Raw genomic sequence first — 11,369 nt, 5'->3', positions numbered from 1 at the left:
GTATTCAAGGTAACCGGGATCAAAGGGGCTGTGTCCCTTTGTGGGGGCCGGGCAAAGCCCCGTAAAACCGTGACTTATTTAACAGCCGCTTCCTCAGCGACCTTTGTGCGGAAAACATCCACCGAAATGGCGGCGGCTTCCAGAATGTGATCCCGGGTCAGACGGGCGCACAGTTCCGGGTCGCGGGCGCGGCAGGCGTCGAGTATGGCCTTGTGCTCACGGTCCGTGATGGCCTTGCGTCCCTCGATCACCAGATGCCCGCGGATATAACGATCAAGCTTGATGTGCAGGTCTTCGATCATTTCCAGCAGGCGGGGACGTCTGGCGGCAGCATAAATGGCGTTGTGGAACGCCCTGTTCAGACTGCCAGAATGGGCCACGCCATCCTGCACAAAGGCTTCATAGGCATCCTCGACATGGGCGAGGTCCACCCGGGTCATGTTGCGCACGCCTTCCAGAGCGGCCTGTTCTTCCAGCAGGGCGCGGATACGGGAATATTCTAGAATATCCTCTTCATCGAGACCGATGACTACGGCTCCGCGATTGGGCAGACAGGTGACGAACCCTTCCGCCTCCAGCCGCTTGAGTGCTTCCCGGACAGGAATGATGCTGACCCCGAATCCATTGGCGAGCTCGGATTGCGGGAGCGCCTGTCCGGTCTGGATAATATCAGCGAGGATGGCGTTTCGCAGGGCGATACAGATCGTTTCAGCTGCGGTGCCATGCGCGATGGTTTCTACACTGGCAAAAAGTCGGGTCGGCAGCATTCAGGCGGCATTCCGGTCAGAGGAAAATCTGGAGGCGGAATGCATCATACCATAATCGTAATGTTTGGTCAGGCCGCAATTCCGCGAGAGGAAAGGGCCTCTGCCATAGCGAGGCACCTCCTATAATATAATATATTGCAGTGATTATATTTCTATGACATGGGAGAAATTATCATTGTGATACCGCAACCAGATGGGTCAGCATCGTATCCGGGCTGACACGCTGGCCGGCCTTTTGGAATGTCGCTCCCATGACAGCAACACAGCTTTCCGACTCAGCCTCCGTTTCAGACTTTGCATCCCTGCCGCCGCTGAGAAAGGCCATCATCAACGCCTTTCGCCAGCCTGAAGCCGCCTGTGTCGAGGCTCTGACCCCCGCCGCGACCCTGACGGATGAACAGAATGCTGCCGCGACCGGCGTCGCTTCCCGTTTGACGGAGACGCTGCGCGCCCGTCGGAATCCGGGACTTGTCGAAACGCTGGTGCAGGAGTTTTCCCTGTCCACAGTGGAAGGTGTGGCGCTGATGTGCCTCGCCGAGGCGTTGCTGCGTATTCCCGATACGGCGACACGCGACGCGCTGATTCAGGACAAGATCGGGGAAAGCGACTGGCTCTCGCATGTCGCGCGCGGCAAGCCGATGTTCGCCAATGCGGCGGCATGGGGATTGGCGCTGACCGGTCGGCTCATGGGGGACCATGATGAGAGGCGTCTGTCCGGCGCGCTCATGGGGTTTGTCGAGCGCAGTTCCATGCCGGTCGTGCGCAAGGCCGTCGATGCCGCCATGCGCCTGATGGGCGAGCAGTTCGTGCTGGGGCAGACCATCGAACAGGCCCGCAGGAACAGTCAGAAACTGGAAGAGCTGGGCTTCAGCTATTCCTACGACATGCTGGGAGAGGCGGCTTACACTGCCGCCGATGCCGAGCGCTACCGGCAGGATTACATTAAGGCGATTGATGTGATCGGGCGGAGCGCCAAGGGTGCGAATGTTTATGAACGTCCCGGTATCTCCATCAAGCTGTCGGCCCTGCATCCCCGCTATTCCCGTGCCCAGCGCGACCGGGTGATGAATGAGCTGCTGCCGATCGTGCAGGATCTCGTGCTGCGGGCGCGGCGCTACGATATCGGGATCAACATCGATGCCGAGGAAACGGAGCGTCTCGATCTGTCGCTCGATATTCTGGAAGCGCTGTGCGCCACGCCGGGACTGGAAGGCTGGAACGGCATCGGCTTTGTCGTGCAGGCTTATGGAAAGCGTGCGCCTTTTGCGCTGGATTTCATCATTGACCTTGCGCGTCGGACGAAGCATCGCATCATGGTGCGTCTGGTCAAAGGCGCTTACTGGGACAGCGAAATAAAGAAAACGCAGGTCGAGGGACTGAGCGATTTTCCGGTCTATACCCGCAAGTGTCACACGGACATCAGCTACATTGCCTGCGCCCGTAAGCTGCTTGATGCGCGGGATGCGATCTTCCCTCAGTTCGCCTCGCACAATGCCCGCACGCTGGCGACCATCTACACGCTGGCAGGCCCGGACTTCCATGTCGGTTCCTACGAGTTTCAGTGTCTGCATGGCATGGGCGAACCGCTTTACCGGCAGGTGGTCGGTGCGGACAAGCTGAACCGTCCGGCCCGCATTTACGCGCCGGTCGGCACGCACAAGACGTTGCTCGCTTATCTCGTGCGTCGTCTGCTGGAAAATGGTGCGAATTCGTCCTTTGTGAATCAGATTGGCGATACTGCCATTCCTGTCGCCAAATTGATTGAAGACCCGATTGAGGTCGCTCGGCGCTACACACCGTATGGTGCGCCGCATTCGGAAATTCGCAAGCCGGCAGATATGTTTACGCCGGAGCGGACAAACTCGGCGGGTGTGGATCTGGCTGACGAGCGCGTTCTGTCCGAACTGGATGCCGGCATCTGTAATGCGCCCCGCACACTGGAGGCCGGTCCGATTGTCTCAGGCAAAACGATCACCGCGGGTCCGAAACAGGATGTGACCAATCCGTCTGACCGACGCGATGTTGTGGGATCGATCGTCTGGGCGACGCCGGAGGTGGTGACGCAGGCTGTCGATGCCGCCGTGAAAGGGCAGACGGCATGGGCTGCAAAGAGCCCTGCCGAGAGGGCTGCTGTTCTTGCAAAATCCGCTGATATTCTGGAAGAGCGTCATCCGGCGCTCATGGCTCTTCTCGGGCGCGAGGCGGGAAAATCCCTGCCGAACTCCGTGGCTGAAGTGCGCGAGGCTGTCGATTTCCTGCGCTATTATGGCGCAACCATCCAGCGTGATTTCAACAACGATACGCACAAGCCGCTGGGTGTGGTGACCTGCATCAGCCCGTGGAATTTCCCGCTGGCGATTTTCCTTGGACAGGTCTCGGCCGCTCTGGCGGCAGGCAATGCGGTGATCGCGAAACCGGCTGAAGAAACACCGCTGATTGCAGCCGAGGCCGTGAAGATCATGCACGAAGCTGGCGTTCCTGTGGATGTGCTGCACCTCCTGCCGGGCGAAGGAGATGTTGGAGCCGCCGCCGTAGCCGATGAGCGTGTGATGGGCGTAATGTTCACCGGTTCGACGATGGTGGCGCAACTGATCAATCGCCAGCTTGAAGGTCGTCGCACAGCCACAGGTCAGCCTGTTCCGTTTGTGGCTGAAACGGGCGGTCAGAATGCGATGATTGTCGACTCTTCTGCACTTGCGGAACAGGTAGTTGTCGATGTGCTGGCGTCCGCTTTTGATAGTGCAGGTCAGCGTTGTTCGGCACTGCGTGTTCTCTGTGTGCAGGAAGACTGTGCCGATCACGTCCTGACCATGCTGCGCGGTGCGATGGATGAACTGCGCATCGGCAATCCGGCGGAACTGTCCTGCGATGTCGGGCCGGTCATCACGGCGGAAGCTGCGGCAGGAATCACGAAACATATTGATGTGTTCCGCAAGCGTAAGGCGCCGGTCACTTCCTTGAAGTTGTCTGAAGAGTGCGCGAATGGCAGCTTTGTCCCGCCAACTCTGATCGAGGTGCACAGCATCCGCGAAATCGGTCCGGAGGTGTTTGGTCCCGTTCTGCATGTGGTGCGCTATCAGCGTGACCGGCTGGATGACCTGCTGAAAGACATCAATGATACTGGCTATGGTTTGACATTTGGTCTGCATACCCGTCTGGATTCCATGGTGAAGCACGTGCTGTCGCGGATTGATGCTGGCAATCTCTACGTCAATCGCAACACCATTGGCGCTGTCGTCGGTGTGCAGCCGTTTGGCGGGCGTGGACTGTCTGGCACAGGGCCGAAAGCCGGTGGTCCGTTGATCCTGCGTCGCCTGCTGGCTGAAGTTCCTGCTATCGAAAAAGAAGGCGTCAGTCAGGTGACACCGGAAAAGACGATGTGGACAGACTGGCTGTGCGGTCGAGGTGACGTGCGAGCCCAGAAGGTTTCCCGTGACTGTTCAAGTCGTTCGCTGTTTGGTGAGGAGCGCGTCCTGCCCGGGCCGGTTGGTGAGCAGAACCTGTATCGTCTGACGGCGCGTGGTGCGGTGCTGTGTATCCCCGTCACGCAGGAAGGGTTGTTTGACCAGATTTCACTTGCCCTGTCGGGAGGCAACGAGGTGCTGATTCTTGCGCCCGCTGAGCTGACGGGATGGATCGAGACGCTGCCTTTCAGACTGAAACCGTTTATCCGCCTTGTGACGAGTGCGACTGCGGAACCCTGTGCGGTGTTGCTGGGTGAGGAAGACAACGCCGCTTTCCGTCAGGCTCGCAAGGAACTGGCGGAGGGCAATGGGCCGATTGTCTCGGCCTATCTGACCGGAACATCACTGCCACATTCTGAAAGCGTGCTGGAGGAGCAGTCCCGCAGCACCAACACGACGGCGGCAGGTGGAAACGCCAGCCTGATGACTCTGGGGTGAAGGCGGCTCCAAAAAACCTTCATCGTGAGACAAAAGCGAAAAACCGGAAGCGCAGCGTTTCCGGTTTTTCGCTGGTCGTGAACGGGTGGCAGGATATGGTGCGAGGCTGAAAACGTCGGAAGGATCAGGGGCCGGTCGGGTCGTCTGAGACCGACTTGCTGACAGGTGATCGCCATGACCAAGGTTCTCGTTCTTTATTATTCCTCCTACGGCCATATCGAAACGATGGCTCACGCCGTGGCGGAAGGGGTGCGGACTGCTGGAGCAGACGTCACTGTAAAGCGTGTGCCGGAACTGGTGCCGGAAGAAGTGGCGAAAAACAGCCATTTCAAGCTGGAACAGGCTGCTCCGCTCGCGACGACGGCGGAACTGGTCGAGTATGACGCCATCATCGTCGGCGCACCGACCCGCTTCGGACGCCTTCCTTCCCAGATGGCGAATTTCTGGGACCAGACCGGCGGTCTTTGGGCAAAAGGCGCTCTGCTGGGGAAAGTTGGCGCGGCGTTTACGTCAACGGCCAGCCAGCATGGTGGTCAGGAAACCACTCTCTATTCCATCCTGAGCAATCTTATTCACCACGGCATGGTAATCACAGGACTACCTTACAGTTTTCAGGGACAGCTGACGGTGGACGAGGTCGCTGGCGGTTCGCCTTACGGCGCGACGACCATCGCTTCAGGCGATGGCTCACGTCAGCCAAGTGCCATCGAACTGGACGGCGCGAAATATCTGGGTGGTCATGTCGCCGGGATCGCGGCCAAACTGGTCGGCTGACTATCGAGTGGGGCATGGTTGATGCCATGTCCCGCGTTCAGTCGGAGGAGACGCTCTCCTGCGCCCAAGGCATGGTGGTGAAGGCCTGCGTCAGATAATCCATGACCGCAGTGACCCGCAGTGGGCGGCGTGTGCTGGGAGGCGTGACCAGATAGATCCCGATCGCCGGGACGTTCCATTCGGGTAGAAGTGGAATGAAGCGACCGTCCCGCACTCCTTCCCAGATCATGAATTCTGGAAAAAGCCCATAACCCAGACCTGCTTCCAGAGACGGCAGAAAGGCTTCTGCGTTGTTAGCACGTATCAGGGCCTGCTGGGATAACATGAAAACATCGCCATTCTGGTGGATCAGTTTCAGGCTGCCGGGTGTATTTGTGTTGGTGTAGACAAAGCCTTTCAGTTTTGAGAGGTCTTCCGGATGCGTGATGGAGCCGACCTGATCACACCAGGCCAGTGTTGCGACGAGCATCAGTCGCACCGAGCAGAGTTTTCTGACTTTCAGAGTTGAGTCCGCGAGGGATGCGATACGGATAGCCATGTCGAATCCATCCGCAACCAGATCCGTCAGCGCATCGCTGAAGTGAATGTCGAGTTCAAGGTCCGGATGGCGGGTCAGCAGGGCAGGGAGCATGGGAGAGAGATGCTCTGTCCCGAATGTCATCGGGGCTGCGATCCTGACGACGCCGGAAGGAATGCGCGTGCTGTCACGGGCCTCGCTTTCCGCAGCTTCAGCGTCCGCCAGCATGCGTCGTGCATGGAGCAGCGTGTCCCGACCGGTCTCGGTCAGTGAAAGCTGGCGGGAGGTGCGGTTGAACAGTGCAATACCGAGATGGGCTTCCAGCCTGCTGACAGCCTTGGAAACGGTAGGTGTGGAAAGCTGAATGGCCTCAGCGGCTCTCGCGAATGAACCGTGCTCGGCAACCTTGACGAAAATGGCCCAGGCTTCGAAATCCGGCAGGCGCATGGCTGTTCGCATCCTTGTTTGTGACCATCACGGAGACGGGTCCGTGATGGCACTGTGGAGAGGATGCGTCCAGCGATGCGCTGTGTTCATCTGATCGGCCCTGTCCGGGTGGAGAGGACCGACCAGGGCCTTACGGTGTCGGAAGTTTCAGAAAATTGATCACTGTTTCCGAAAACAGTTCCGGGTTCTGAAGGAACGCAAAGTGGCTGGTGTTCGGCAGGATCAGCAGTCCGGCCTGAGGAATGACCTGCGCGATGTGCTGGATGTGCGGGAGATGGATCATCTCGTCATGATCGCCGTCCACGATCCACATCGGTGTGGTGATGGCCGCCACCTGTGCATCGCTCCAGTTCGGCTGGTCCGACCACATATGCTCAATACTGGCCTCGAATTTCCCAAAGCGTCCCGGTGACGGAGAGAGATGGCGATATTCCTGCTTCGTGCGGGCGATGAACGCTTTCACTGTTGGGGTATTTTCCGCCGAGGTGTCCACGCCGTCCGTGGTGATGTTCGGCGCGAAGGAGAAGACGCGGGTGATACGGTCGGGGTGACGCAGCGCGAGGTCGATGCCCTGAATGCCGCCATCGCTCCAGCCAACGATCGCCGCACGCTCAATCTTCAGGTGAGAGAGTACCGCTACGGCGTCATCGGCCATACGGTCGTAGCCAATCGGTGTCTTGCCGAGTGAGCTGCGTCCGTGACCTCGGGAGTCCACGACGATCACCTGATAGTGCGCCGCCAGCAGGGCGCGGGCCAGACCGCTCATATAGTCCGAGTTGGCAAGGCCGCCATGCAGCAGCAGAACGGGTTCGCCTTCTCCTGCCTGCGCGTAATAGATTTTCGCACCGTCATCCATGCGGACATGACCGCTCTGGACCGGCAGACCGTTGGCGTCAGCGGACAGGGCCACGGGCGTCGGGGGAAGGATTTTCCACAACGGTACGCCCGAAGCCGTGTCGGTCTGGGCGCTGGCGCTCGAGGCAAGGGCGATCAACACGGTTCCTACGGCAAGCAGGTTGCGCATGGAGGTGCGCACGGTGTGAAGGAGCATGACGTTTCCTGTCTGGCTGCATAACGAGGCAGACACCGCATCACAGATGTTTCTTTCTGGCAACGGTCTGGCACGCATGTCGGCAAACAGACAATTCAGGGCGAAACCGCGATAGTTAAATCATTGTGAAGTGACGCTTCATGAAAAGTCTCTTGCATTTTCCCGATTCAGGGTCACATAGTTGGAGACGTTCTCAGGGCGGGGTGCAATTCCCCACCGGCGGTAATCGCTCCCGAAAGGAAGCGGAAGCCCGCGAGCGCCTCCTTCTTATGAGGGAGGGTCAGCAGATCCGGTGTGATTCCGGAGTCGACGGTATAGTCCGGATGAGAGAGAACAGCGGAGCAGAACAGACACCCGTAGTGTGTCCTGTGAGTGCTGCCGTGCGTCCGCCCTGATTCGACGTGTGTGTTGTGTGTCGTGGTGGCGGACGAGGTGAATGACCGATCGTTCTGTATATCTTCAGGCAGGAAAAGCGTTTCATGCGGCGATTGCGGAAGCACGCCGTTTTGTTGGCGCCACCGCACCCAACCCGCCTGTCGGCTGCACCCTGCTTGATGCGGAGGGAGCAATCCTCGCTGTGGGGGCGCATCATCGGGCCGGAACGCCGCACGCTGAAGCTAATGCCCTGCGATCCTGCGCCGAACGCGGTCTGACTGATCGTATCGCTACAGCCATTGTCACTCTGGAGCCCTGCAACCACACGGGCCGGACGCCGCCCTGCTCAGAAGGGTTGCTGGCGACACCGGTAAAAACGATCTGGATTGCCTGCGCTGATCCCAACCCGAAAGTGGCTGGTGGTGGCGCTGCCAGATTGGCAGCGGACGGTCGTGAAGTACGCTGGCTGGAACGTGAACAGCACCATATTCCCGACGGTCCCACTCTGCTTATGCAGTGTCAGGGGCTGATCGCGCCGTTCATTCGCTGGAGCGTGGAACAGCGCGCGTGGCTGACGGTGAAGCAGGCCGTCAATATCGACGGGCTGATGGTGCCGCCCACAGGCCGGACAACCTTTACATCCAATGCGGCTCTGGATCTCGCGCATCGTCTGCGTCGTGCGACAGATGCGGTCGTCACGGCTGGTGGAACCGTTCGTGCTGATCTGCCGGGGTTGGATGTGCGGCGCATTGACGATCACACGGGTCGGAAACCTCGTATGCTGGTTGTCTGTTCCCGCTCGCGGGAAGTGCCGCAGAACTGGCTGAGCATGGCGGAACGTCGCTTCGACGTGATCTTTTCTGATTCTGTCGAAGAAGTTCCGCAGCGCTTGGCGGAAGCGGGTGTGCTGTGGGCGTTGGTGGAAGCCGGCCCAACGCTGCTCGGTGAATTGCGGGGGCGGAACCTGTGGGATGACTGGCTGCGGATTGCGGTACGTCCTGACGGTAACGAGGATTTTTCAGTTGAACGGCGTCATGATGCGACACCTCTGGCCCTCTTTGATGAGTTGGCCGGGGCTGTGCTCGCTGGTCGCAGTGAATGTGTGTGAGAGGACGTATGTTTTCAGGAATCATCGAACATCTGGGGACGGTCGCAGCGGTTCAGTCGGGAAATGCGTCCTGTATCCTCGATATTGACACGGGAATGACCGATGTGATCCTCGGCGAGAGCATCGCCGTGAACGGGGTCTGCCTGACGGCGACAGAGTTTAATGAGGAAGGCCGCGTCCGCTTCTTTGTCAGTTCGGAAAGTCTCGATCGCACGGCGCTCGGGCGGCTGAAGGAAGGCGCGCGCGTCAATCTGGAACGCGCCGTCACACCCGCCACGCGCCTTTCAGGTCATATCGTTCAGGGTCATGTGGACGGCATAGCGACCTTCTGCACGGCGGATCTGGTGGGCGATGCCCGAAAGCTGGTTTTCGCAGTGCCGGAAGCATTGCGTCGTTACATGGTCGAGAAGGGATCGATCACGCTGGACGGCATCAGCCTGACGCTGAACGCCGTGAGCGAGCCAAAGGATGGGGAATTCACCATCGAGGTGATGATCATTCCCCACACATGGGACCACACCACGCTGGGCGCGCTTTCATCGGGTGATCCGGTGAATGTCGAGGTCGACGTGATTGCAAAATATGTGGAGAGCGTATGTCAGTATCGATAAAAGACAGGATGCCTCTCTCGCTGTTGCGGGCGGTCGAGGCAATCCGTGAGGGTCGCATGGTCATCATGGTCGATGACGAGGACCGTGAGAACGAAGGCGATCTCGTCATGGCTGCCGAGTTCATGACGCCAAAGGCAATGAACTTCATGGTGACGCACGGGCGTGGTCTCGTCTGCCTGCCGCTCACGCCGGAGCGCGTCGAGCAGCTTGCCCTGCCGATGATGGTGAAGGTCAACAATGCCCCGCGCAGCACCGCTTTCACGGTGTCCATCGAGGCCAATGAAGGCGTGACGACCGGTATCTCCGCTCATGATCGCGCCCGCACGGTGCTGGCCGCCGTTGCGCCGGATGCGAAACCGACAGACCTTGTCTCGCCGGGACATATCTTCCCGCTGCGTGCAGCACCCGGCGGCGTTCTGGAGCGTGACGGTCACACGGAAGGCTCCATCGACATTGCCCGTCTGGCGGGTTGCGCTCCTGCGGCCGTGATTTGTGAAATCCTGAGTGAAGACGGCACAATGGCGCGTCGGCCGGAACTGGAAGTGTTCGGTCGCAAGCATGATCTGCCGATCGTCTCCATTGCCGAACTGACGGCTTGGGTGCGCCAGCATGGAACGTCGCCCGTCCTGAGTGAGAACGTGGATGTCGATCCGGTGTCCGCTTCTGTCGTAGCGGAACTGGCCGAGGCGCGTCTGCCGACGGTGTATGGTGGTGAGGATCTGATGATTCACGCTTTCCGTGACGCCGAGGGTGTGGAGCATGTGGCGCTGGTCAAAGGCGATCCGGCGGCGAAGGGTGCTGTGCCGCTCGTGCGGATGCACTCCGAATGTGTGACAGGTGATGCGCTCGGTTCGATGCGGTGTGACTGCGGTAATCAGCTTCAGAAGGCGCTCCGTGAAATCGGGCAGGCGGAGAGCGGCGTGCTGCTTTACGTCCGCGGGCACGAGGGACGCGGCATCGGTCTGGGCAACAAGATTCGAGCCTATGCCTTGCAGGATCGCGGCTTGGATACGATCGACGCCAACCACGAACTCGGTTTCGAGACCGATCAGCGTGATTGGGCGGCGGCATCAGCCATTCTGCGCGATCTGGGTGTAACGACGCTGGATCTGCTGACCAACAACCCTTCCAAGGTCAAGGCGCTGGAAGAACGTGGTTTCACCGTGCGTAAGCGCATCGGGCTGGAAGTGACGCCCAATCCGTTCAACCGCGCCTATCTCGACGCCAAGCGAAAACGCATGGGCCATGCCCTGCAGGCGGAATCCGTTCCTGCACCGGCAGTCGTTCGCTGATTTTCTTCGAAAAGGTTTTTCTCTGACATGAGCACACGTTCTCCTGAATCCATGCCTTCCCTTCACCTGACACCGGCTCCGCGTCTGGCGCTGGTTGTAAGCCGTTTCAATGAGGACGTGACAGGCGGTCTGCGTAACGGTTCCATCGAGTGGCTGGGCGAGCATGGCATTTCAGTTGCGGATGAGGATGTGTTCCTCGCGCCGGGTGCGTTCGAGCTGCCACTGCTGGCTCAGACACTGGCGAAGACCGGTAAATATGAAGGCGTGATCTGTCTCGGTTGCGTCATCAAGGGTGACACGGCGCATTTCGAGTTTATCAGCCTTGGTGCGACGGTCGGTATCCAGCAGGCTTCGCTGGCGACGGAAACACCGATCGCGTTCGGTATCCTCACGACCTATACCGAGGTTCAGGCTGTGTCCCGTTCGCGTGCGGATGAGCACAACAAGGGGCGTGAAGCTGCTGCCGCCTGTGTTGAGTCGATTGCGCTGCTGCGTCGTATCAAGGGCTGAAACAGGGAAGCGGAA

The 11,369-nt window shown here is 59.4% G+C and carries 9 protein-coding genes and 1 riboswitch; of the genes, 6 read left to right on the top strand and 3 right to left on the bottom strand.

The window, feature by feature from the left end:
- Positions 1-74: 74 nt before the first annotated feature.
- A complete protein-coding gene (locus B3759_RS11545) occupies positions 75-767 on the bottom strand; it encodes a GntR family transcriptional regulator (RefSeq protein ID WP_291366048.1) in 693 nt (230 codons plus the stop codon).
- Positions 768-1,018: 251 nt separating this feature from the next.
- On the opposite strand from B3759_RS11545, the gene putA reads away from it, so the two are divergent.
- Together putA and wrbA are read left to right on the top strand one after the other, a co-directional pair.
- Positions 1,019-4,669, top strand: a complete 3,651-nt coding sequence (putA, locus tag B3759_RS11540) for a bifunctional proline dehydrogenase/L-glutamate gamma-semialdehyde dehydrogenase PutA (RefSeq protein ID WP_291366047.1) — start codon at positions 1,019-1,021, stop codon at positions 4,667-4,669.
- A 174-nt stretch (positions 4,670-4,843) separates the two neighbouring features.
- The gene (wrbA, locus tag B3759_RS11535; protein WP_291366046.1) at positions 4,844-5,443 is read left to right on the top strand and encodes an NAD(P)H:quinone oxidoreductase; all 600 of its coding nucleotides are present in this window, start codon (positions 4,844-4,846) and stop codon (positions 5,441-5,443) included.
- A 37-nt stretch (positions 5,444-5,480) separates the two neighbouring features.
- On the opposite strand, the gene B3759_RS11530 is transcribed toward wrbA, so the two are convergent.
- Entirely contained in the window at positions 5,481-6,407 is a 927-nt protein-coding gene (locus B3759_RS11530) for a LysR family transcriptional regulator (RefSeq protein WP_291366045.1), read from the bottom strand.
- A gap of 130 nt (positions 6,408-6,537) precedes the next feature.
- On the bottom strand, positions 6,538-7,458 hold the full coding sequence (locus tag B3759_RS11525; RefSeq protein WP_291366044.1) for an alpha/beta fold hydrolase: 921 nt from the start codon (positions 7,456-7,458) through the stop codon (positions 6,538-6,540).
- A gap of 185 nt (positions 7,459-7,643) precedes the next feature.
- A riboswitch (FMN riboswitch) is annotated at positions 7,644-7,797 on the top strand.
- Positions 7,798-7,894: 97 nt separating this feature from the next.
- Here B3759_RS11525 and ribD point away from each other — a divergent pair.
- From ribD to ribH, 4 genes are read left to right on the top strand one after another with little or no spacing between them, the layout of a single operon-like run.
- Positions 7,895-8,941 carry a bifunctional diaminohydroxyphosphoribosylaminopyrimidine deaminase/5-amino-6-(5-phosphoribosylamino)uracil reductase RibD gene (gene ribD, locus B3759_RS11520; protein WP_291366043.1) on the top strand — a complete coding sequence of 349 codons (1,047 nt, stop codon included), beginning with the start codon at positions 7,895-7,897 and terminating at the stop codon, positions 8,939-8,941.
- An 8-nt stretch (positions 8,942-8,949) separates the two neighbouring features.
- Entirely contained in the window at positions 8,950-9,552 is a 603-nt protein-coding gene (locus B3759_RS11515) for a riboflavin synthase (RefSeq protein ID WP_291366042.1), read from the top strand.
- Between the two features lie 8 nt (positions 9,553-9,560).
- Entirely contained in the window at positions 9,561-10,844 is a 1,284-nt protein-coding gene (gene ribB, locus B3759_RS11510; RefSeq protein ID WP_291366083.1) for a 3,4-dihydroxy-2-butanone-4-phosphate synthase, read from the top strand.
- A gap of 27 nt (positions 10,845-10,871) precedes the next feature.
- Positions 10,872-11,354: a 6,7-dimethyl-8-ribityllumazine synthase gene (ribH, locus tag B3759_RS11505; RefSeq protein WP_232876834.1), complete on the top strand. Its 483-nt coding sequence runs from the start codon at positions 10,872-10,874 to the stop codon at positions 11,352-11,354.
- Positions 11,355-11,369 lie beyond the last annotated feature (15 nt).

The sequence above is a fragment of the Acetobacter sp. UBA5411 genome (assembly GCF_002409645.1).
Classification (GTDB): domain Bacteria; phylum Pseudomonadota; class Alphaproteobacteria; order Acetobacterales; family Acetobacteraceae; genus Acetobacter.
Note: the sequence above shows the minus strand (reverse complement) of the source record. Positions and strands in the feature narration are given on the sequence as shown.

Coding starts and splice junctions, on each gene's coding strand:
- putA (WP_291366047.1), top strand. CDS start 1,019: ATGACAGCAACACAGCTTTCCGACTCAGCCTCCGTTTCAGACTTTGCA.
- wrbA (WP_291366046.1), top strand. CDS start 4,844: ATGACCAAGGTTCTCGTTCTTTATTATTCCTCCTACGGCCATATCGAA.
- B3759_RS11545 (WP_291366048.1), bottom strand. CDS start 767: ATGCTGCCGACCCGACTTTTTGCCAGTGTAGAAACCATCGCGCATGGC.
- ribB (WP_291366083.1), top strand. CDS start 9,561: ATGCCTCTCTCGCTGTTGCGGGCGGTCGAGGCAATCCGTGAGGGTCGC.
- B3759_RS11525 (WP_291366044.1), bottom strand. CDS start 7,458: ATGCTCCTTCACACCGTGCGCACCTCCATGCGCAACCTGCTTGCCGTA.
- B3759_RS11530 (WP_291366045.1), bottom strand. CDS start 6,407: ATGCGCCTGCCGGATTTCGAAGCCTGGGCCATTTTCGTCAAGGTTGCC.
- ribD (WP_291366043.1), top strand. CDS start 7,895: ATGACCGATCGTTCTGTATATCTTCAGGCAGGAAAAGCGTTTCATGCG.
- B3759_RS11515 (WP_291366042.1), top strand. CDS start 8,950: ATGTTTTCAGGAATCATCGAACATCTGGGGACGGTCGCAGCGGTTCAG.
- ribH (WP_232876834.1), top strand. CDS start 10,872: ATGAGCACACGTTCTCCTGAATCCATGCCTTCCCTTCACCTGACACCG.